This window comes from Nocardia colli (assembly GCF_008704205.1).
GTDB classification, from domain to species: domain Bacteria; phylum Actinomycetota; class Actinomycetes; order Mycobacteriales; family Mycobacteriaceae; genus Nocardia; species Nocardia colli.
In genome coordinates, this window is sequence record NZ_VXLC01000001.1 from 554,362 (window position 1) to 574,857 (window position 20,496).

General features: G+C 67.4%; 22 protein-coding genes. 8 read left to right on the forward strand and 14 right to left on the reverse strand.

Going from position 1 to position 20,496, the window contains the following annotated elements; genetic code table 11:
- Together F3087_RS02700 and F3087_RS02705 are read right to left on the reverse strand one after the other, a co-directional pair.
- Entirely contained in the window at positions 1–1,437 is a 1,437-nt protein-coding gene (locus F3087_RS02700) for an LLM class flavin-dependent oxidoreductase (protein WP_150400150.1), read from the reverse strand.
- Positions 1,434–2,654, reverse strand: coding sequence for an acyl-CoA dehydrogenase family protein (locus tag F3087_RS02705; protein ID WP_150400151.1), 1,221 nt, complete (start codon positions 2,652–2,654; stop codon positions 1,434–1,436). Before F3087_RS02705 ends, F3087_RS02700 begins: the two co-directional genes overlap by 4 nt.
- 104 nt (positions 2,655–2,758) lie before the next feature.
- Here F3087_RS02705 and F3087_RS02710 point away from each other — a divergent pair, with 104 nt between their 5' ends.
- Positions 2,759–3,061 carry a DUF1905 domain-containing protein gene (locus F3087_RS02710; RefSeq protein ID WP_150400152.1) on the forward strand — a complete coding sequence of 101 codons (303 nt, stop codon included), beginning with the start codon at positions 2,759–2,761 and terminating at the stop codon, positions 3,059–3,061.
- A gap of 5 nt (positions 3,062–3,066) precedes the next feature.
- On the opposite strand, the gene F3087_RS02715 is transcribed toward F3087_RS02710, so the two are convergent.
- The 4 genes from F3087_RS02715 to F3087_RS02730 form a co-directional block, all read right to left on the reverse strand.
- Positions 3,067–3,693, reverse strand: a complete 627-nt coding sequence (locus F3087_RS02715; RefSeq protein WP_150400153.1) for a hypothetical protein — start codon at positions 3,691–3,693, stop codon at positions 3,067–3,069.
- A gap of 92 nt (positions 3,694–3,785) precedes the next feature.
- Entirely contained in the window at positions 3,786–4,121 is a 336-nt protein-coding gene (locus F3087_RS02720; RefSeq protein WP_150400154.1) for a hypothetical protein, read from the reverse strand.
- Positions 4,122–4,226: 105 nt separating this feature from the next.
- Positions 4,227–4,523, reverse strand: coding sequence for a hypothetical protein (locus F3087_RS02725; RefSeq protein ID WP_150400155.1), 297 nt, complete (start codon positions 4,521–4,523; stop codon positions 4,227–4,229).
- Positions 4,510–4,734 (reverse strand): hypothetical protein, encoded by a 225-nt coding sequence (locus tag F3087_RS02730; RefSeq protein WP_150400156.1) that lies wholly within the window; start codon positions 4,732–4,734, stop codon positions 4,510–4,512. The genes F3087_RS02725 and F3087_RS02730 overlap by 14 nt, the downstream gene beginning before the upstream one ends.
- A gap of 124 nt (positions 4,735–4,858) precedes the next feature.
- Between F3087_RS02730 and F3087_RS02735 the strand changes: the two genes are divergently transcribed.
- Positions 4,859–5,641, forward strand: a complete 783-nt coding sequence (locus tag F3087_RS02735; protein WP_150400157.1) for an alpha/beta fold hydrolase — start codon at positions 4,859–4,861, stop codon at positions 5,639–5,641.
- Here the strand turns inward: F3087_RS02735 and F3087_RS02740 are convergent, their stop codons facing one another.
- The 3 genes from F3087_RS02740 to F3087_RS02750 are packed head-to-tail and all read right to left on the reverse strand — an operon-like array spanning position 5,642 to position 8,567.
- Positions 5,642–6,307, reverse strand: a complete 666-nt coding sequence (locus F3087_RS02740; protein ID WP_150400158.1) for a TetR/AcrR family transcriptional regulator — start codon at positions 6,305–6,307, stop codon at positions 5,642–5,644.
- A complete protein-coding gene (locus tag F3087_RS02745; protein ID WP_150400159.1) occupies positions 6,292–7,056 on the reverse strand; it encodes a crotonase/enoyl-CoA hydratase family protein in 765 nt (254 codons plus the stop codon). The genes F3087_RS02740 and F3087_RS02745 overlap by 16 nt, the downstream gene beginning before the upstream one ends.
- The gene (locus tag F3087_RS02750; protein WP_223884784.1) at positions 7,053–8,567 is read right to left on the reverse strand and encodes a thiolase C-terminal domain-containing protein; all 1,515 of its coding nucleotides are present in this window, start codon (positions 8,565–8,567) and stop codon (positions 7,053–7,055) included. Before F3087_RS02750 ends, F3087_RS02745 begins: the two co-directional genes overlap by 4 nt.
- A 189-nt stretch (positions 8,568–8,756) precedes the next feature.
- On the opposite strand from F3087_RS02750, the gene F3087_RS02755 reads away from it, so the two are divergent.
- From F3087_RS02755 to F3087_RS02770, 4 genes are all read left to right on the forward strand, one after another.
- Positions 8,757–9,506, forward strand: coding sequence for a crotonase/enoyl-CoA hydratase family protein (locus F3087_RS02755; RefSeq protein ID WP_317983912.1), 750 nt, complete (start codon positions 8,757–8,759; stop codon positions 9,504–9,506).
- Positions 9,507–9,683: 177 nt separating this feature from the next.
- Entirely contained in the window at positions 9,684–10,790 is a 1,107-nt protein-coding gene (locus F3087_RS02760) for a DUF4185 domain-containing protein (RefSeq protein ID WP_150400162.1), read from the forward strand.
- 105 nt (positions 10,791–10,895) lie between these two features.
- Positions 10,896–12,116, forward strand: coding sequence for an erythromycin esterase family protein (locus F3087_RS02765; RefSeq protein ID WP_150400163.1), 1,221 nt, complete (start codon positions 10,896–10,898; stop codon positions 12,114–12,116).
- A 10-nt stretch (positions 12,117–12,126) separates the two neighbouring features.
- Entirely contained in the window at positions 12,127–12,828 is a 702-nt protein-coding gene (locus tag F3087_RS02770; RefSeq protein ID WP_150400164.1) for a class I SAM-dependent methyltransferase, read from the forward strand.
- A 2-nt stretch (positions 12,829–12,830) separates the two neighbouring features.
- Here the strand turns inward: F3087_RS02770 and F3087_RS02775 are convergent, their stop codons facing one another.
- Positions 12,831–14,306, reverse strand: coding sequence for an alpha/beta hydrolase family protein (locus F3087_RS02775; protein WP_223884785.1), 1,476 nt, complete (start codon positions 14,304–14,306; stop codon positions 12,831–12,833).
- A gap of 211 nt (positions 14,307–14,517) precedes the next feature.
- Here F3087_RS02775 and F3087_RS02780 point away from each other — a divergent pair, with 211 nt between their 5' ends.
- On the forward strand, positions 14,518–14,745 hold the full coding sequence (locus tag F3087_RS02780; protein WP_150400165.1) for a hypothetical protein: 228 nt from the start codon (positions 14,518–14,520) through the stop codon (positions 14,743–14,745).
- 4 nt (positions 14,746–14,749) lie between these two features.
- Here F3087_RS02780 and F3087_RS02785 read toward each other — a convergent pair whose 3' ends face one another.
- The gene (locus F3087_RS02785) at positions 14,750–15,346 is read right to left on the reverse strand and encodes an alpha/beta hydrolase family protein (RefSeq protein WP_150400166.1); all 597 of its coding nucleotides are present in this window, start codon (positions 15,344–15,346) and stop codon (positions 14,750–14,752) included.
- Between the two features lie 226 nt (positions 15,347–15,572).
- On the opposite strand from F3087_RS02785, the gene F3087_RS02790 reads away from it, so the two are divergent.
- Positions 15,573–17,408 (forward strand): acyl-CoA dehydrogenase, encoded by a 1,836-nt coding sequence (locus F3087_RS02790; protein ID WP_150400863.1) that lies wholly within the window; start codon positions 15,573–15,575, stop codon positions 17,406–17,408.
- A gap of 52 nt (positions 17,409–17,460) precedes the next feature.
- On the opposite strand, the gene F3087_RS02795 is transcribed toward F3087_RS02790, so the two are convergent.
- The 3 genes from F3087_RS02795 to F3087_RS02805 all read right to left on the reverse strand — a co-directional run bounded on the left by F3087_RS02795 (position 17,461) and on the right by F3087_RS02805 (position 20,472).
- The gene (locus F3087_RS02795; RefSeq protein ID WP_150400167.1) at positions 17,461–18,555 is read right to left on the reverse strand and encodes a GGDEF domain-containing protein; all 1,095 of its coding nucleotides are present in this window, start codon (positions 18,553–18,555) and stop codon (positions 17,461–17,463) included.
- Between the two features lie 453 nt (positions 18,556–19,008).
- On the reverse strand, positions 19,009–19,239 hold the full coding sequence (locus tag F3087_RS02800; protein WP_150400168.1) for a hypothetical protein: 231 nt from the start codon (positions 19,237–19,239) through the stop codon (positions 19,009–19,011).
- Between the two features lie 486 nt (positions 19,240–19,725).
- On the reverse strand, positions 19,726–20,472 hold the full coding sequence (locus F3087_RS02805; RefSeq protein WP_150400169.1) for an NHL repeat-containing protein: 747 nt from the start codon (positions 20,470–20,472) through the stop codon (positions 19,726–19,728).
- Positions 20,473–20,496 lie beyond the last annotated feature (24 nt).

Here is a 20,496-nt window from a genome sequence, read left to right on the forward strand (position 1 = left end):
CTAGGCACTCGGTGTAGCGACCTGCGCCCCTGGGCGCGAGACCTCGTCGGGAAGTGCGGTGGATCCGGGTGCGCCGATGCGGTAGCGGGCACCGCGATGCTCGTCGGGTAGCCGATCGCCCGCTTCGAACAGTGCGTTGCGCAGCGTGCCGGGGACGTAGTCGGTGGCATAGGCGCCACGTTCGGTCAGCACCGGAACAACGTGCCGCACAACATCTTCGAACGAGCCGGGCGTGATGGCGTAGGCCAGGTTGAAGCCGTCCAAGTCGGTGTCCTCGACCCACTCCTGGAGCCGGTCCGCGACGGTGGCGCCCGATCCGACGAACACCGGGCCCATCCCGCCGATACCCGCCCACCGGCCGATATCGCGCACCGTCCACTCGCGGCCGTCGTCGTCGAACTCCTGGAAGGCGGCGACCGCGGACTGAATGGCGTTGCTCTCCACCTGCCCGATCGGGTCGTCCAGGTCGTAGCCGGACAGGTCGATCCCCATCCAGCCGGACATGAACACCAGGCCGCCCTCGATGCTGGCGTAGGACAGGTACTCCTCGTGCTTGCGCTGTGCCGCCTCGTCGGTGGCGTCGGTGATGATGGTGGCCAGGGCGTAGATCCGGGCGGAGTACGGGTCCCGACCGGCCTCCCGTAGCGACCCGCGAATTCGGGAAACCGTCTGGGCGAGAAGTCGTTTCGACGGCGCGGCGATGAAGATGGCCTCGGCGTTCTCCGCGGCGAACCGGACGCCGCGGGTCGAGGCGCCCGCCTGATAGATCACCGGCGTGCGCTGCGGCGACGGCTCCGAGAGGTGGATGCCGGGCACGGTGAAGTGCTTGCCCTGATGGCCGATGTGGTGCACCTTCGCCGGGTCGACATAGACGCCGGCGGTGGCGTCGCGGACCACCGCGTCGTCCTCCCAGGAGCCTTCCCACAGCTTGTACAGGACCTCCAGGTATTCGTCGGCCTGGTTGTAGCGCTCGTCGTGGTCGAGCTGGTCGTCCGCGCCGAAATTCCTTGCCGCCGAGGGCAAGTAGCCGGTGACCACGTTCCAGCCGATGCGGCCGTTGGTGAGGTGGTCGAGGGTGGAGAGCCGGCGGGCGAACGGGAACGGATGCTCGAAACCGGTGCCGGTGGTGATGCCGAACCCGAGGTGTTCGGTGACCGCGGCCATGGCCGAGACGAGCAGCAGCGGATCGGCCACCGGGATCTGCGCGCCCTGCCGCAGCGCGGCGATGTCGGTGCCGCCGTAGACGTCGTAGGTGCCGAGCACGTCGGCGATGAAGATGCCGTCGAACCGGCCCTGCTCCAACAGTTTCGCCAGTTCGGTCCAGTAGCCCAGCTCCTTGTACCGGTGCGACTGGTCGTCCGGATGCCGCCACAGTCCCGGTGATTGATGGGCGACGCAGTTCATGTCGAAGGCGTTGAACCGGATTCGGCGGGTCACTGCTGCGCCTCCGCCGCCGGCTTGCGTTCGCCCGCGCTCCAGGCGAACGGCAGTTCGGCGCCGTTCAGCAGGTGATCGCCGATGGCCCTGGCCTTTTGGATGGCTGGATTGTGCACCGAGATGGTGCGCGCGTTGCGCCAATGCCGGTCCAGCCGCTGGCGTTCGGAGACGACCGAGGCGCCGCCGACCTCGAAAAGCAGCGTGGTGGCGGGCAGCACCAGGTCGATCACCGCGAGCTGGGCCTGTGCGGCGGCGAGTTCTGCTGCTACCAAGGACTTTTCGTCCTTCGCGCCGCCGGCGAGCACGCCGTCGAGGACATCGGCGACGGCGAGCACGCTCGACTTGGCGGCGAAGGCCGCGGCCGAGAGGCGGCCGATCACCTGCTGTACCAGCGGATCCTCGCGCGGCACACCGGCGGCGGAGTGCGAGTAGCTGCGCGTCCGCCCCGCCACCCATTCCCGTGCGTCCAGCTCAGCGCGCTGCGCGATGCCTGCCAGCACGGCGAGCTGGACCAATTGGAGATACGAGGTCGCGTAGGTCGGGCCGGGCGCACCATAGCCGGGACCGAGGATGCGCTCCTCGGAGACCACGACATCGGTGAATTCCGTTGTGCCGCTGGCGGTCAGGCGCTGGCCGAAGCCATCCCAGTCGTCGTGCTGACGCACGCCCTCGGCGTTCGCGTCGACGAGCACGCCCACCCGCTCGCCGTCGCGGTCCGCGGCCGCCAGGATGTAGTCGGCGTACAGCGAGCCGGTGCTGTAGTACTTCACCCCGTTGAGCAGCCAGCGGTCGCCGTCCTTGGTCAGCCTGGTGCGATAGCGGTCGACCGCGCCCACCCCCGGCTCGGTGATCGCATTGCCGACCAGCGTGCTGGTCACCGTCCGCAGCCACTGCTCGCGGCTCGGCCCCGGCTCGGCCAGCAGCTGATCCTCGACGAAGGAGAAGTGCACGCGCAGCGCCTGCGGCAGGTTCGATTCGGCCGCCGCCAGCTCGATCAGCAGCCGGAACAGCTGGCGCACGGTGACCCCGTACCCGCCGAACTCGACCGGCACCCGCAGTGCGCCGAACTTCGCCTCGCGCAGCCAGCCCACCTCCTCGAACGGCAAGCGTCGGTCGACTTCGCGCGCCACCGCCCCCTGCGCGATGCGGTCGAAGATCGGTCCGAAGACCGCATCCAGTTCGGCGTCTGTGGCGGATTTGGCCTCGAGGGATGTCATCACCCCACGATCGCGCAGCACCCTGCTCGGCTCACGGGTTGCGCGCACCGCGATCGAAATGATGGTCCGCCGGAGTTGTCGGTGGGTCCCGCTACAGTCGCGACGTGGCTGGATCGCAGTACTCGTTCACGGCGGAAGTGTGGGAACACGCCGGTATGGGGTCGTGGCATTTCATCTCGTTGCCCGAGGAGATCGCCGACGAGATCGAGGAGCGGTACGCCCAGCTCGCGGGTGGGTTCGGGTCGGTCCGGGTGCACGTCACGATCGGGACCAGCCGCTGGTCGACCTCGCTGTTTCCAGACAAGTCACGCGCCACCTACGTGTTGCCGGTGAAGAAGGCGGTCCGCACCGCCGAAGACCTCGGCGCCGGATCGCAGGCGCGGATCGAGCTGGTCGTCGCCATGTGAGACGGTCAGTACTCGCGCGGACCGTATTGCAGCGAGCCGGGCGGATACCCGCCCCCACCGGCGAGCGCCGCTCTGCGCTTGCTGCCGCTGCGCTTGACCGCGACGACAATGATCACCACGAGGCCGAGGATCAGCCCACCACCGCCGATGCCGAACGCCGCGAACAGCTGGAAGACGAACGAATCACCGAGGCCGCGGCCGACGGCGGCGGTTCCGCCGGAATCACCCTTCGTGGTCACGTGATAGGTGCCCGGCTGCTTCGCCTCGAACGAAAAGGCGGCTTCGCCACTGTGTTTGCCGAACGAGTAGGTGACCGTCGCGTCGTACTTGTTCAGCGGCACAGCCGAACCGGCCGGATCGGTGATCACGATATTCACCCGGCCCGCGAGACCTTCGAAATAGACTGTGTAGCCGCCGGTTTCGGTCAGCCGCACATCACCGGAGCCGGGCACCGGGATCCGCTGAAAATCGTCGATCTTGCCGGAGGTCTGCGTGATGCCGAAAATCCCGAGCCCGAGGCCGCCGAGCACACCGATCGCGATGAGCAAGCCGCCGAACGCGAACCACCAGCCGGACGGCGTGATTCGTTGCGGCGCGGGCGGATACGGCGAATTCTGATACTGCGGTTGCATGCCGGCCTCATCTCCCCCGCCGACACACGCATCGACGCGACCTCAGCATAAAACGAATACCGCGGTCGCGCCGATGAACGAAGGGGCGTGGGTCAGCGCGGAGCGGTCATGCATTCGGTGGCGATGCGGGTGCTCGCGGTGCGCGCCTTTTCCGCGTCGTCCTTGCTCATGCCGAGGGTCTCCTGGTCGGCGGCCTTGGTGTCGTACTCGTTGCTCACCATGACCCGCAGACCGTCCTGCGAGATGCCCTGGTCGATGAAGAGTTTCGCGGCGCAGTCGGCGAGCTGCTGACTCTTGAGGCCCTTGTCCTGCAGGGACTTGGCGAGGTCCGCCTGCGTCACCGTGGGCGCTGCCGCCGCTTTGTCGTTGCCGCATGCCGCGAGCACCGGCAGCGCGATGAGCGCCGCGGCGATCAGGGAAATCCGCACCTGAATCCCTATCTGTCGAAATGGACACTGTCGTCGAATGGACGCTGTGGGACGTCGGCCACGATGGTACCGATCAGTGCGGAAACCTTCGTACGAAGCAGATTTTCACAAATCCATGGCGGCGCGCAGCGCGGTATCCAGGCGTTCGAGCGTCTCGGTTTCCATCTCGTCGACGCGTTCGGCGAGCCAGCCACGGAAGATGCGGCCGATGTTGCCCGCGTGCACCCAGCCGTACCGCTCTACCGGCACGGCGAGAATGTCCTGGGGGTCGTCCTCGACCACCTCGGCGGCGATCAGCCAGGGCCTCGGCGACTCGTTGATGCCGTCACTGCTGATGAGCACGACTGTGCGCCGTCGCGGCGAACCATGCGGGTTGTAGATCCACAGTTCACCCCGCCGCACGCATCGCCTCCTCGGCGGCGGCCATCTCGGCCGCGTCGGCGGCGGCCTGAGCCGTCACATCGAGTGCCGGACCACAGCCGGTGCGCACGGCTTCGCGCCGCGCGGCCTTCGATATCCACGCCGAGGGCGACATGCCCGCGCGGGCCGCGGCCTGCTCGGCGAAGGACCAGGCGGCCTCGTCCAGCGAAAGGGTGACCTTACGCGTTGCCATACCATTTATCGTACCGACTTTTCGGGCCGCTGCCAGCGGAAATTGTCCGGTTCCGCACAGGAGATCGCCAACTGATGGCTGGTGACTGCTGTTACTGTGGGCGCACGGCCGGGCGAGAGTTGGGATGACCATGTTGAACCATCATCGGGTCGGTAGCGGCGAACCCTTGGTTCTGGTGCACGGCATCGGGAGCCGGTGGCAGGTGTGGGAGCCGATCATCGACACGCTCGCCGAGTCCTATGACGTGATCGCCGTCGATCTGCCCGGCTTCGCGGGATCCGCGCCCCTGGCCACCACGACCGTCGACACGCTCACCGATGCGCTCGCGGAATTCCTTGCCGCACAGGGGATCGAGCGGCCGCACCTGGCGGGGAACTCGATGGGCGGGCTGATCACGTTGAACCTGGGCGCACGCGGGCTGGCCCGCTCGGTCACCGCGTTCTCGCCGATTGCGTTCTGGGACAACGCCGGTCGCGTGTGGTGTCAGCAGTCGCTCGGCAAGTCACGGATGCTCGTTGGTCCGATGAAACGTGCCCTCCCGACCATTCTCGGCACCGCGGCGGGCCGAACGGTGTTCCTCGGCTTGGTCTTCGGCAAACCGTGGGCGGTCAGCACCCAGATCGCGGTGGACACCGCGAACGGCGCGGCCGACGCACCGGGGTTCGAGCCGGCCCTCGCCTCGTTCGACGACGCGAAACTGCACGAAATCGGCGCTCTGGCAGACATTCCCGTCACCATCGCCTGGGGCAATCGCGACATCCTGCTGACCTATCGCACGCAAAGCCGCCGAGCCCGTGCGGAACTGCCGCACGCCGAACACGTCACCCTGCACGGCAGCGGCCACACGCCGTTCTACGACGATCCCGCCGCGTGCGCGCGAGCAGTGCTGGACACCGCCGGCCGGTAGTTACCGCGGCGGACGCGGCTCGGTCAGCGTGTCCGGATGCGCCGTCCCCAGCAGGATGCGCACCGCATTGCGCCAGCGGTGCTGGATGATTCGGTTCCGATCCACCTCGCCGGTCAGCAGCACCCGCATGGCGAGGCCGGTCATGATCTCGATGGTGAACTCGGTGATCGTCGGCACCCGCGGGTCATCCGGGAACTCCGCGCGGAAGACGTCCCGAATGCTGTTGTGCATCAACTCGAACAGCCGATGCTCCAGCGGCAGGAACGCGGCCAGCAGCTCCGGGTCGGTGCGCGCGCCGACCCACATCTCCAGCGCGGCCCAGAACGACGGCCCGCTGAGCATCCGCATGGTCAGCTCGACGGCGGCCTCCAGCCGATCCGCCGCCTCCGGCAGCTCCGCGAATTCCCTGGTCAATTGGTCGAATCGGCGCGCGGCGAGATGTTCGACCGCACCGGCGAGCAGGTCGGCCTTGGTCGGGAAGTGATGCTGCAACGTGCCGCGCGGCACGCCCGCCCGCTTCTGCACCTCGAGCGTGGTGGTGCCCGCGTAACCGACCTCGATCAGGCTCTCCACCGCCGCGTCGAGCAGCCGGGCGCGCATCCGCGCCCGGCGTTGCGCCTGGGTCTCCCTGGCGCGTTCGCCCGCGGCGGTCAGCGACCCTGCCACTGGGGTTCGCGCTTCTGCGCGAAGGCGAGCGCGCCCTCTGCGGCATCCTTGGAAAACAGTGCGGGCAAGGCGATTTCGCCCTGCTTGGCGAACGCCTCGGTCACCGTCCAGTCCGGTGACTCGTCGATGATCCGCTTGCTCGCGGCGACCGCCAGCGGTGCGGCGGCGGCGATTTCGGCGGCCAGCTCCAGGGCTACGTCCAATGCGGCGCCGGGCTCGGTGATCCGGTTGACCAGGCCCAGTTGGTAGAGCCGGTCGGCACCGATCCGCCCGCCGGTGAGCGCGAGTTCGGCCGCGATGCTGCGCGGCAGGCGCTGGGTCAGGCGCAGCACGCCACCGCCGGCGGCGACCAGGCCGCGCCGCACCTCGGGGATGCCGAACTGCGCGTTGTCGGCGGCGACGATGAGGTCACCGGACAGCGCCAGCTCGAAGCCGCCGGCCAGCGCGAAACCCTCGACGGCCGAAATCATCGGCTTCACCGGGGGTTTCGCGGCGATCCCCAGCGGTCCGCGGCGCTGGGTCATCGGCATCTCGCCCTTCGAGGCGGCAACGAGATCCATTCCCGCGCTGAAGGTTCCGCCCGCGCCGGTCAGCACCAGCACCCTGGCGGTGGCATTGGCCTCGAACTCGTCGATGGCGGTCTCGATGGCCTGCGCGGTCGCGAGGTTGATGGCGTTGCGCGCCTCGGGGCGGTTGACGGTCAGCACGGTGATGGCGTCACGCCGTTCGACCAAGATCAGGTCATTCATTTGACAGTCCTTTCGAGCAGGGTGAGCTTGTCAGCAGCGGCGATGTCGGCGGTGGCGCCGAGCGGGTCACCGTCATCGAAGGCCGCGACCGTCTCGGCATCGGACGCCCGGACAAGTATGCGGGCACCGTCCGGAGTCAGAGCGCTGACCACGACGGCCTCGGGCTCGTCGGCGTGATCGGGCGCGGGGCCCTTGCGATAGGCGACGGTGTACGACTCGACGGTGGCCGGGCCGGTGTAGCCGGGAGCGGCATCCCGCCTGGCGGTGGGCACCTCCGCTTCGATCGAATGGAACAGTTGCGCAGGCGGTTTCGCCGAGTACACGCCGACGCCGTGTTTGGTGATGTACCAGCCGAGCGCGGTCGCCAGGCCGTAGGCGTCCGGATCCTCGCGCAGCAAGCCGACCAGGGTCGCGATCGAATGAGTCGTGTAGTTGTTGCCGGGCCCACCGCCGAAGGTGAGCCCGCCGGTGACCGACAGCGGCCGCGCCGGATCGTCGATCGGCAGACCGAGCGCCTCGGCCGCGACCTGCACGGCGACCGGGAAACAGGAGTACAGGTCGATGTGCGCGACGTCGTCGATGCCGAGGCCGGCCGCGCCGAGGGCGGCCTGCCCGGCGGCGGCGATGGCCGGCGAGGCGGCCAGGTCCGCGCGTTCGGAGACGAACCACTCGTCGGTCGCGGTGGCGCCGCCGTGCGGGAACACCCAGCGGTCCCGCGGCACCCCGGCCGCGGCCGCCGCGGACGCGCTGCACAGGATCAGCCCGGCGCCCTGATTCACCGAAAGATTCGCGATGAGCAGCTTGGGATACGGCGTAGACACCAGCCGATTCGAGGGCGTCGGCGTCACCAGATCGGCGGCCGGCTGCGGCGTGGGCTGCCACGCATAGGGATTGTTCGCCGCCACCTCGGACAGCCGCGACCACAGGCCGCCGATGCGCGCCCGATGCTGGTCCTCGGTCAAGCCGAGCCGGCCGCGCAGGGCGGTTTCCATCAGGGCGTAGAAGTAGACCGGGCCCCACAGGCCGGCCGCGGTTTCCATGTCGGAGTTGGGCGCCCGGTCCGAGCCGACGAGTTCGGTCGGCTGCACGTCCTCCGGCTGCTCCGGCCAGTCCAGCGCGGCGCCGGTGCGGGTGGCGGTGTTCCAGGCGGCGACCGCCTCGGCGCCGGTGATCAGCGCGATGTCGGAGCGGCCGTCGGCGATCTCCTGGGCGACCGTGTTGAGCAGGCGCTGCGGTGCGTCGCCGCCGAACCGCACGGACTGGAATGTTCGCTTCGGCGTCGCACCCAGTTGGCCGGCCACCAGCGCGCCGAGGTCCGGGTACGGCCTGCTGACCGGCGCCGCGGCGGCGATCAGATCGGCGGAGCGCAGCAGCCGATCGCCGGTGCCGCTGTCGGCGCCCGCGCGGCGGAGCGCTTCGGCGGCGAGTTCGACCGGACCCGGCAGACCCGGTTCGCCGCTGCGGTGCACGGTCTGTCCGGCACCGACCAGCACCGGCGTTCGGGGATCCATTCCCGCTGGCAGCATTGTTCCTCCGAATGATCGCGCGGGCCGTCGACGCGGATTTCTCGCGACCATCGACGCAGTTACCGTCAGCATTGACGGTAACCTGAGTTCGATTAGAACAGAGTCCAGACGACCGGGCAATGGCCCACTGCCATTGAACTGACTCGCGGGTAAGATCCGGGAATGGGCACCAACATCGCGCTGCGCTTCGACGGCGACCGCGCCTACGTCTCCCTCGACCGGCCGGACAAGCACAACGGCCTCACCATCGACATGCTCGGCGACCTGATCGACACCGCGCACACCATCGCCGGCCGCGACGACGTGCGCGCGGTCATCCTGTCCGGCAACGGCCCGAGCTTCAGCAGCGGCCTGGATATCGCGAAGGCGACCGGCGACCCGCTGTCCATCGTGCGCAGCTTCGTTCCGCTGCCGTGGCGCGGCACCAATACCTTTCAGGAGGCCTGCTGGGCCTGGCGCAGGCTGCGGGTTCCGGTGATCGCCGCGGTGCACGGCCGCTGCTTCGGCGGCGGACTGCAACTCGCGCTGGCCGCCGACTTCCGCTTCGCCACGCCGGAATCGGAGTTCTCGGTGATGGAGGCCAAGCACGGCCTGGTGCCCGACATGACCGGCGCGGCCACCCTGTCCCGGCTGATCGGCGTGGACAAGGCGCTGCTGCTGGCGATGACCGCGGACACGGTCGACGCCGCCTACGCCGAACGGATCGGCCTGGTCACCGAGGTCACCGCGGATCCGCTGGCCGCCGCGGAGAAGCTCGCCGAGCGCATCGCGACCCGCTCGCCGCACGCCGTCGCGGGGGTCAAGCGACTGTTCGACAAGGCGTGGGAGGCTTCGACACGCCGCACCTTCGCCATCGAACGTGCGACGCAGTTGCCGCTGATCATTCGGCTGGCCACGACGCGGGGCAAGCCCACCGGGAGCTAGCCGTCAACGAGCCCTTTTGCGCTACGCACCACATTTTCGACGACTGCGCTGCTAGCATTTCCTAGAGATTTGCCAGCCAGTCGAATTGTGGTGCGTACACACCGCGAATGGTCTGTGTATCGCGGGAATCAGTGTTTCGCATTGCTTCTCGGCGAGGACACGGAGGGCTCACGAACCTTGACCAAGACGGCAGCCATCTTGCTTTCGGCGTTGACGGGCGCTTCGGCATTGTTTATCACCGCGAGTACCCCCGCCATCGCCGACCCAAACACCATCAATCCGATTCCGGTACTCAACGGGAGCAACGGCCTGCCCAACCTGGTCGGGCGCACCAAGGCCGTGTTCCAGATGACCGGCATGGCCAGCCCGAACAACACTCAGGCCTACAACGTGCTCGGCACCGATCTGGGCATCATGTGGGACAACGGGAACGGTGAGCTGCTGACCGCATTCGGCGACACCGCGGGGGTCGGATTCCCGAACCTTCTGGCCGGAAGCATGTGGTCGTGGCGCTCCAATATCCTGACTCGGAGCCACACGCACAACCCGTCCGGCGGCATCTATTTCGACAGCGTGGTCCGGGATGTCTTCGGTCAGGCGCGGGATCTGATTCCGAGCCCGAAAATCCCGTTTCTGGAGATTAGCCGCATTCCGACGGCGGGCATCTCGGTGGGTGGCGTCCAATTCATGAGCCTCATGTCCGTGCGCAGCTGGGACGAGGTCGGGCAGTGGACCACCAACTACTCCGGGCTCGCCGCGTCCGGGGACAACGGCGAGACCTGGGGCGAATTGCCCGCGACCCGGCGCCCGGACGACGGCGGCAACAGCAACTTCCAGATGAACGCCTTCCTCAAGGACGGCGGTTTCGTCTACGAGTACGGCACCCCGGCCGGACGCAATCAGGAGGCGTTCGTCGCACGGGTTCCGGAGGCTCAGATCGCCGACCTCGGCGCGTACGAGTACTGGGACGGCGGGGCGTGGAAGCGCGGTGACGTCAACGCCGCGGCGCCGATCATGTGGGGCGTCGGCGAACTGTCGGTGATGTACAACGCGTATCTGGGCCAATACATCTCGCTCACCACCGACCCGTTCAACTCGGTGGTCATGCGGCGCGCCTCGGCGCCGACCGGTCCGTGGAGCGATCCCGAGGTGCTGATCGACACCAGGGAGCTGCCGAGCGCGTACGCGCCGTCGATCTTCCCGTATCAGACCGGGCGTGATCTGTACTACCTCACGACCGTGCACAGCCAGTACAACGTGCTGCTCATGCGCACGCCGCTGTAAAGGGTTCCAGCTCCTGAACGACGACGATCCGACACGGCCTTGACCTCAACAATGCTTGATGTATGAGGCTTGGCCGGGTTGGATCGTCGTCGTTCAGGAGGAACCATGGGAACCGTCGCACCCGAGATCGCCACCGTGCGTGCGTGGCTCAGCGCCAACGCGCGTCCGGTCATCGATACCGATCCCGGTTACGCCGGGCCTGATCTGGATCTGCTGATCGATCGGCTCGGGTCGGCCACGGTGGTCGGGCTCGGCGAGTCGACGCGGTTCTCCCGGCAGATCTACGGGGTGCAGGAGCGGATCTTCCGCGCACTCGTCGAGCGACATGGGTTCCGTGGGTTGGCAATTCAGGACAGTGCCAGTTCCGGCGAGCGGTGGGATCGGTACGTGCGGACCGGAGTCGGCGATCCCCGGTCGGTGCTCGCCGGCTCGTGGCTGCCGTGGCGGACGACGGAAACCGTTGCGGCACTGAAGTGGATCCGCGCGTTCAACGTGGCGCATCCCGATGACCAGGTCCAGGTGTTCGGGGTGCAGCCGCCCAGCGCGGAGCCCGCGGACTACGACGTGGTGCTCGACTATGTGCGCCGGGTCGCGCCGGATCGGCTGGCCGCCATCGAAACTCACCTGACGCCGATCCGCACCGCGCATCAGTTGGACGAACACGTGCAGCGGCATCAGGGAGTTCATCCGGGACGTCCGTTCGCCGAGGACGCCCGCGATGCCTTCGCTGTGCTCGAAAGCCTGCCGACCACAACGGAATACGCTCGGGTCCGCACCCATGCGAAGCTCATTCTCGACTTCCACGAGAACAGCGTCGCCGGACAGGGCGGATTCGCCCGCGACGAGCGGCTCTCCGGAGAGCGGGTCATCGATCGGCAGCGCGCGACGGGCGCCAAGATCGTCTACTGGGACGGCATCGCCCACACCACGAGCCTCCGATTGGCCATGGGCGCGGCGGAATTCCGCGGCATCGGCGCCTACCTGCACGAGGAGTTCGACGCCGGCTACGTCTCCGTCGCCCTCGGCTTCCACCACGGCGACCTCGGCCGGACCACCGCACCCGAGCCACTGCCCGATCTGGTGGACGCGATCCTCGGCACGGTCGACCTGCCCGCCTACTACGTAGACCTGCGCGACGACGCACCCGGCGAAGTGCGGGAATGGCGCAACGGCCCGGCCAAGGCCCGCGTCATCAGCGGCATCTACGACCCGGCGAAGGACGCCGACGCCAACATCAGCGTCGCGTCGCTGGCCGGCGCCTTCGACGTGCTGGTGCACATCCGGGAAACCTCGCCGGTCCACTGGCTGCCCGCCGAGGATCAATAGACTCACGGACATGGATGCGACCGAATGGGACGAGCGCTACGCGCAAACCGAGTTGGTCTGGGGCGCACCGCCGAACAACACCATGGTGGAACACGTCTTCGGGCTGGACCGGAGCACGCCGCTGCGGCCGGACACGCCCGACGGCGAAGCGCCCGAACTGCCGCGCGCGCTGGACCTGGCCTGCGGCGAAGGCCGCAACGCGCTGTGGCTGGCCACCCACGGCTGGCAGGTGCACGCCGTCGACTACTCGCAGGTCGGCGTCGACAAGGGCCGCACCATCGCCACCCGCCTGTCCCGTTCGGTGCGCAGCCGCATCACCTGGCAGTGCGCCGACGTCACCGACCTCGACGCCGCCGAGATCACCGGCCCGTTCGAGCTGGTCCTGATGGTCTTCCTGCATCTGCCGGCCGACCAGCGCAGCAAGGTGGTCCGCCGCGCCGCCGAACTGCTCGTCCCCGACGGCACCCTGCTCGTCCTCGGCCACGACACGACCAACCTCATCGACGGTTACGGCGGCCCCAAAGACGCCTCCGTCCTCTTCACCCCCGACGACATCGTCGCCGACCTGCAAGAGTCCGTTGCCGACAACCGCATTCGCATCCGTCTGGCCGAACGCGTTCACCGTCCGACCGAGGGCCGCGACGCGATCGACGCCTTGGTCATCGCGACCCGTCCCGAACCGGGATCGGCTGAGATCGAACCGGTTTCGTGAGATCACGGCCCGAGTAACTGCCAGTACAACGCCCAGGGCACGAACACGACTCCCGCGAGGATCAGCAGCGTGAGCCTGACCCGCATCGCCCCGCCGACTCGAGCCCGGTTCCGCCACCAGGTCAGCGCGGTCGCGGCGGTCGCGAGCAGCACCGCGCAGGTACAGAGCTGTAGCAGTAGCCAGGGCAAGGTGCGGCCGGCGACGAAGGCGGTCGCCCCCTGGCCGCCGGTGGCGAAGATCGACAGCAGGTAGATCACCGTTGCGACGACGGCCACGAACCCGGTTGCGGACAACAATCGGGCGGGCCAGCGCACCGGGCCTGACTGTTCGCGCCGCCCGAACCAGGCGGTGAACGGGTATCCGGCGAATCCGATCAGCAGCACCGCCAAGGCGGCATACCGCACCGCGGCCGCCTCGTACCAAGCTCCGCTCGACGGCGGCACGCTGGTATCCGCTTGTGCGGGAACAGGTTCGACGCTGGACAGCGGAGCCCGACCGGCCACGACCGACTGCACCCACGAGGTCATCACGTCGGCGTATTCGGGTCCGAGCGCACCGAGCGCCTTGCCGTCGACGACCAGACCACCGACCTTGTCGAAGCCATCGGTGGTGGCGTGCCCGGCATGGCCCGCTCCCGGCACGAACCGGATGGTGGCGTGCTGGTTACCCGCTCGATCCAGCGCCCGCTGGAACACCGCGGCGCTCTCCGCCGGCGGGCAGAGCGTGTCGTGCTCACCCCACAGCGCCAGAACCGGCAGGTGCAGCCGTTCGAGCACCGGCACCGGGTCGTAACCGGCCTCCGGGAACAGCCCGGTCTCAGAGATCAGCAGCGCCCCCGGACGCGCGACCGCATCCCGGAACGCTCCGGAAACTCCGCGGTGGCGCAGCTGATTGCCCAGGTTCCAGGTCTGCGTGCGCAGCGGGTCGAAGCCGGACGCGCCGATCGTGATCAGGAACGCGACATCCGGCGACTTCGCGGCGGCCAGCGGCGCGACCCAGCCGCCCTCGCTCAATCCCCACAGTCCTACGTTCGCCGGGTCCACGTCCGGTCGATCCCGCAGGGCGGCCAGACCGGCGAGCGCGTCATCGGCCAACAGGTCGAAGTCCCGTTCCATCAGGGAGTAGCCGTCGGCGCGCTTGTCGAAGGCCAGGGCGACGATGCCCGCCCGCGCGAAGGCCTCCGCCTCCGGGACGTACTTGGCCCGCGGACCCGGCCCCGAACCATGAACCAGGACGACGCCGGGACGCTTTCCGCCGGCGGCGCGCGGGACGAACACGGTGCCGTGCAACGTCAACCCGTGGCTCTGGAAGGAGACCGCTTCCTGGATCGGAGCATCGTCGCCGGGAGCGGCACCGGCCGGGCCGATGCTCGCGCCGAAGCACGCGACCATGGCGATCGCGACGAGCAACGGACCGCGGAAAAATGTCCGATGGACCGCCGGCCTGCGGTTCAACCAGCCGATCAGAGGAATTCGCATGTCTCGGACGCTAGCGACGGAAACGTCGTCCTACATCGGGCTGCGGTCCTAGACCCACAGTCCTACAAGCACTTTCGATCTACCACCGCCGAGGGATGCGGTTACCGAGCAGCACGGCCTGGAGCTACGGCCAACGACATTGGGGGCGTGTCCACAGCAAGCGGCGTGGCTAGCGTTGCGGGCGATCCATCCGCAACCGAGGAGCTGTCCGATGAGCCGTACCGTGCTGAAAATCGTTGTCGCCGTGGCGATCACCCTGACGGCGGGAGCGGGCGTGGCGAACGCGGCGCCCAGCGGAATCCCGTTGGAGCCGAGCAGCCAGGCGGATCCGGTCGGCGCGGAGGCGAGCCCCATCGGCGTATCGCCCGGGTCCAGCAGCGCCGCGTCCTTGGCCTGCCTCGTGCAGTCGATCTCTTACGGCGCCAAGTACTGCCTGTGATCGGCTAGCTACTCCAACGCTCCAACCAGGGCGTGACCGTGTCGGCGATGACGTCGAACCCGGTGCGGAACGAGTGCGGCTGACCCGGGATCACCCGCACCTCCGCGGCGTCGGCGGCATCCGGGATGCCGAACGGATCGCTGCCGCCGTTGATAACGACCACTTCGATATCGCCCGCGTCGAGCAGTTCCTCGCGCCGCGTCTTCTCCGGCTTCCCCGGCGGGTGCAGCGGGAACGACAGCGCGATCACTCCGCGCGCCTGCACCGCGATCGCCGTGCGGCAGGCCACCCGCGCCCCGTTGCTGCGCCCGCCCTGGATCAGCGGCACCTTCTTGATCCGCTTGCGCAGGTCGGCCACAATCTCCAGCCACGCCTCGTCCTGCTTCACCGCCGAGCCCGGCGCGCGTCGCCCGGCGACCCGATACGGCTGGATCACCCTGGCGACCGCACCGCCCAGGTCCAGCGCGGCATCGCGCACGGTCAGGATGTCCTTCGCGTCGACCCCGCCGCCCGAGCCGTGGGTCAGTACCAGCAGGAACGCGGGTTTGCGCGGCCGGTCGAGCTCGATTTCGGCCGGTCCGGCGCTCGTCTCGATTCGCACGCTTCACGGTAACCCGGGTCGGCGTGTCAACCGGTGACACCGCGCGCGGCGCTGTTTTTCGCGTCACATTCCCGCTCGAGCCTTTGCCAGTCCATTACCGACCGGTAATATAGGTCGTAAGTTACCCGCGAGTAGCATGCGGAAAACCGGCTAACCGGTAGACGAGAAACGGGCGGGAACGGTCAACCAACCGACCGCACCAACTCAACGGAGAGTGAGTACTGACATGGGTCACTACAAGAGCAACGTCCGCGACCTGGAGTTCAACCTCTTCGAGGTCCTCGGTCTCGGGTCCATCATCGACGGCGACGCCTACGGCGACCTCGACACGGACACCGTGAAGGAGATGCTCGCCGAGGTACGTCGCCTCGCCGAGGGCCCCCTCGCCGAGTCGTTCGCCGACGCCGACCGCAACCCGCCGGTCTTCGATCCGGAGACGCACACCGTCGCGATCCCCGAATCGTTCAAGAAGTCCTTCCGCGCGCTGCAGGAAGGCGGCTGGGAGAAGCTCGGCATCCCGGAGGCGCTCGGTGGTCTCGGCGTCCCGCGCACCGTGCACTGGGCGATCAGCGAGCTGATCCTCGGCGCCCAGCCCGCCGCCTACATGTACGCCGCAGGCCCCGGCTTCAACACCATCTTCTACAACAACGGCACCGACGAGCAGAAGAAGTGGGCCCAGATCGCGATCGACCGCGATTGGGGCGCCACCATGGTGCTCACCGAGCCCGACGCGGGCTCCGACGTCGGCGCCGGCCGCACCAAGGCGGTCAAGCAGGAAGACGGCACCTGGCACATCGAGGGCGTGAAGCGCTTCATCACCTCCGCCGATGCCGACGACATGTTCGAGAACACCGTCCACCTGGTGCTGGCCCGCCCCGAGGGCGCAGGCCCCGGCACCAAGGGTCTGTCGCTGTTCTTCGTGCCGAAGTTCCACTTCGACCACGAGACCGGCGAACTCGGCGACCGCAACGGCGTCTTCGTCACCGGCGTCGAGCACAAGATGGGCCTGAAGGTCTCCGCCACCTGTGAGGTCACCTTCGGCGGCAACGGCATTCCGGCCAAGGGCTGGCTCGTCGGCGAGGTGCACAACGGCATCGCGCAGATGTTCGACGTCATCGAGAACGCGCGCATGATGGTCGGCACCAAGGCCATCGCCACCCTGTCGACCGGTTACCTGAACGCACTGGACTACGCCAAGGAGCGCGTCCAGGGTGCCGACCTGACCAAGATGACCGACAAGGCCGCGCCCCGCGTCACCATCACCCACCACCCCGACGTGCGTCGTTCGCTGGCCAGCCAGAAGGCCTACGCCGAGGGCCTGCGCGCGATCTACCTCTACACCGCCGCGCACCAGGATCCCGATGTCGCCCTTCAGGTTTCGGGCGCCGACGCCGATCTCGCGGACCGGGTCAACGACCTGCTGCTGCCGATCGTCAAGGGTGTCGGTTCCGAGCGGGCCTACCAGTACCTGACCGAATCGCTGCAGACCCTGGGCGGCTCCGGCTTCCTCCAGGACTACCCGATCGAGCAGTACATCCGCGACGCGAAGATCGACTCGCTCTACGAGGGCACCACCGCCATCCAGGCGCAGGACTTCTTCTTCCGCAAGATCGCCCGTGACCGCGGCGTCGCGCTGGCCCACGTGGCCGGCCAGGTGCAGAAGTTCATCGACACCGAGGCGGGCAACGGCCGGCTCAAGGGCGAGCGCAAGCTGCTCGCCACCGCACTCGAGGACGTGCAGGGCATGGCCGCCACCCTCACCGGCCACCTGATGGGCGCCCAGGAGAACCCGACCGAGCTGTACAAGGTCGGCCTCGGTTCGGTGCGGTTCCTGCTCGCCGTCGGCGACCTGCTCATCGGCTGGCAGCTGCTGCGTCAGGCCGAGATCGCCATCAAGGCGCTCGACAACGGCGCCACCGGCGCCGACGAGTCGTTCTACCAGGGCAAGGTCGCGGTCGCGCAGTTCTTCGCGCGCAACATGCTGCCGGAGCTGACCGCGGTCCGCACCATCCTGTCGAACCTGGACAACGACATCATGGAGCTGGACGAAGCGGCGTTCTGATCCACTGAATACGCGAAAACGGCCCGGATCGCTCCGGGCCGTTTTCGCGTTTCTAGGTCACCGGGGACGCGACCGGTTCGTCGACGACCACCAGATTCCCGCCGAGTTGTTTGGCCTCGTACATCGCCTCATCGGCCCGCCCCAGCATCGAGTAGGGCCGCGGCAGCTCACACGGCCCGTCGAACACGACCACCCCGATGCTCGCGGTCACCGAGATCGTCTCCGCGAGCGCGTCCTCGTCCCGCCGCACCACCTGCGGCTCGGACACCGCCAGCCGCACCTGCTCGGCCGCCGCCCGAGCCGTCCGGTCCTTGACCGGCCCGAAAATCACGAACTCTTCACCGCCCGTCCGCGCGACCACCATGCGCGGGCCGCGCACCGCGAGCAGCCGCTGCGCCGTGCGCGCCAGCACCTCGTCACCCGCCCGGTGACCGAAGCGATCGTTGATCGCCTTGAACCGATCGAGATCGACCGCGATCGCGCACATCGGCCCGCGGCAGCCCGAGCCCGCCATCGTCGCCAAGTGCAGCTCCATGCCGCGCCGATTCAGCAACGTGGTCAACGGATCGCGGACCGCGTCCTGCCGCAGCACCCAAAAGCAGAACTGCATCGCCGGCATCATGACCACCCCGCAGGCCGCGGTCATCAGCACGATCACGGCGCCGATCATCGGATCACCGCCGCCGGCCACCATCCGCCCGGTCAGCAGCACCACCGAGAACACCGTCCACGCCGCATGCAGCGCAAGCACTTTGGCGTTGTGCATCACCGCCAGGTAGCCCCCCGTGATCACCAGCAGCGTCAGTCCGAGCGCCCCGTACAGCCGGTTCGATTCCTGCAGATTCGCCACCGTGATCGCCACATCCGCGGCCCCGAACAGCATCAGCGATTCGACCCGGGACGGCCACGGCAGCAGCCACCAGCGCAACGCCCAATACACCGCGAACCCGGCGGTGGCCCAGTCGATCGCCAAGCCGAACCCACGCGGCGGGCCGCCGTCCGACGACGCGGCCAGCATGGCGATTCCCGCCAGGAAGACGCCGCCCATCCCGACGACCATCTTCAGCCAGCGCACCGCCGTATAGGAGTCGAGCGCCCGGGCAAGCCACGCGTAGTCGGCCGGATCCCGCCACCAAGCTCTGAACATCGCGCCGCCTTTGGCCACGGTCACCACCTAGTGCAGAGGAATCCTCACCTTGCTGACGACAGGCGCGGGATCACGTCATCGGAATCCCACCAGCTACTTGGTCGAGTGTATGACCGGGATCGCGCGGATGCACGTATCCGAGCGGCGGACGAGGTGCGGTTCGCTGTACTGACTGTCATCTGTCATACCTGCTCAAGGCATGTTTTGTGCTTTCGACCAAGGCGGTACCCGGAACGCATCCGCTGCCACCGCCCGCAGGCCCACTACTTCGAACATTCCTCACATAACCGGCATCGTGAACCTTCAGCAAACATCGTGAGGCGTCTCTCATGCCCAGCTGTGACCGAGTCGCGAAACGACAAAGCGGCCCGGATCGCTCCGGGCCGCTTCGCGAAATTCAGGACACCCCGCCGTCCATCCCCCGCAGTACGCGGGCGGCATCTCTTCAGCGAGCTACTTGGCGCCCGCCGACCCGGTCGTCAGCGCCTTGATCAGATCGACCAGCGCCGAGCTCGACCCGGTCCCATTCGGATCCGGCTCACCGACCCCGATCACCGGCTGCACCGAAATCCCCGGCTGCACAGTGACACTCGGCGCCGCACCGGCCGTAGCCAGCCCCGACCCGGCGATAACCACACCGGCCGCCGCCGCCAGCACAACCCCGAACACACGCATTTTACTCATCCAGCTGTTTCCTTTACCGAATCTTCCCTGATCGAAAACCCCATTGGTATCGACCGAGGCCAGTTCTATCACGCAGATTCAGCATCCAGCGACCGTTCAGCCATCGCGGGCAATCGCCATTGATAGCTCGCTGATTGCATGCCGGGATTCGTGTGACTTTCAAAACGTGAGCTAGCGTATAGCCAGGCCATGACCCAATTTCTACCGACAAACCAGTTGGGGGCACGCACCATACTCGCAGGTAGTCGCCGGTAATTCAGCGTGGCAGATATTCGATATCGAACAGTGCATGCATCGCCATGACGGCAGCAGCAAATATTTAGCATGCAATCACTTATGTCTATATTCACCAACCGAATGAAACGCATTCAGCCAGCAACCCAACGGCTAAGTTGTGATTCATCACATACAGAATGTGCGTAACATTACTAGTCGAGTCACCGATTACCGCCGGACCGACGACTGAACCGTCACGTCGGTTCTATTTCAGAGCGCCAGCTTCTTCAGGCCATACTCGTCGGCCACCAGGATGGTATTATCGGTCACCGCGACGCCCCGCGGGTTGTGCAGCACTCCCGGACCGAAGGGCAGCACCGATTGCACACCATCAGGCGTCATCTTCAAAACACGCGGGGCCGAGCTCTGAAATCCGGCCTGCACGACATAAATATTTCCGGCCGAATCAATATCCAGACCCATCGACCGATCTAGGCCGGTGAAGGGCACAGTGGTCCGGTTCCCCGCAGCATCGAGCCTGATGATACCGATCCGGTCCTCACTGTTCGAGACAGTGATAGTCCCTGCGCCATCGACGACGATGCCGAACGGGAAAGCCAGATTTCCGGGCGGGATGGTTTCCTGGGTTCCGTTCGGCGCGACCCGAACAATTCTATCGTTCCAACTGTCGACGACATATAGGTTGCCGGCGGCGTCGACATGAACGTCCGTGGGGTTCCGCAGTTCAGGAATCTCGATGCGCGTCTCTACCCCACCGACAGTCAGTCGATAGACAAAGCCACGCTGATATTTACTGTCATACTTGTAGTCGGTAACGTAAACAGTCCCCGCCGTATCGACGGTTACCCCGTACGGAACCTGGAGATACCGGAACGAAAGCCTGGACTCCCGCCCGTCCGGATCCTGCTTGAGGACATAGTTACTGACCGAACTATTCGCGATGTAGGTATTACCGGCGGCGTCGACTGCAACGCCGGACGGGCCATATACGGCCATCATTCACTCCTCGATCGATATATC

Coding starts and splice junctions, on each gene's coding strand:
- F3087_RS02765 (WP_150400163.1), top strand. CDS start 10,896: ATGGGAACCGTCGCACCCGAGATCGCCACCGTGCGTGCGTGGCTCAGC.
- F3087_RS02705 (WP_150400151.1), bottom strand. CDS start 2,654: ATGACATCCCTCGAGGCCAAATCCGCCACAGACGCCGAACTGGATGCG.
- F3087_RS02715 (WP_150400153.1), bottom strand. CDS start 3,693: ATGCAACCGCAGTATCAGAATTCGCCGTATCCGCCCGCGCCGCAACGA.
- F3087_RS02750 (WP_223884784.1), bottom strand. CDS start 8,567: ATGGATCCCCGAACGCCGGTGCTGGTCGGTGCCGGACAGACCGTGCAC.
- F3087_RS02745 (WP_150400159.1), bottom strand. CDS start 7,056: ATGAATGACCTGATCTTGGTCGAACGGCGTGACGCCATCACCGTGCTG.
- F3087_RS02780 (WP_150400165.1), top strand. CDS start 14,518: ATGAGCCGTACCGTGCTGAAAATCGTTGTCGCCGTGGCGATCACCCTG.
- F3087_RS02770 (WP_150400164.1), top strand. CDS start 12,127: ATGGATGCGACCGAATGGGACGAGCGCTACGCGCAAACCGAGTTGGTC.
- F3087_RS02805 (WP_150400169.1), bottom strand. CDS start 20,472: ATGGCCGTATATGGCCCGTCCGGCGTTGCAGTCGACGCCGCCGGTAAT.
- F3087_RS02730 (WP_150400156.1), bottom strand. CDS start 4,734: ATGGCAACGCGTAAGGTCACCCTTTCGCTGGACGAGGCCGCCTGGTCC.
- F3087_RS02775 (WP_223884785.1), bottom strand. CDS start 14,306: ATGCGAATTCCTCTGATCGGCTGGTTGAACCGCAGGCCGGCGGTCCAT.
- F3087_RS02790 (WP_150400863.1), top strand. CDS start 15,573: ATGGGTCACTACAAGAGCAACGTCCGCGACCTGGAGTTCAACCTCTTC.
- F3087_RS02735 (WP_150400157.1), top strand. CDS start 4,859: ATGACCATGTTGAACCATCATCGGGTCGGTAGCGGCGAACCCTTGGTT.
- F3087_RS02795 (WP_150400167.1), bottom strand. CDS start 18,555: ATGTTCAGAGCTTGGTGGCGGGATCCGGCCGACTACGCGTGGCTTGCC.
- F3087_RS02800 (WP_150400168.1), bottom strand. CDS start 19,239: ATGAGTAAAATGCGTGTGTTCGGGGTTGTGCTGGCGGCGGCGGCCGGT.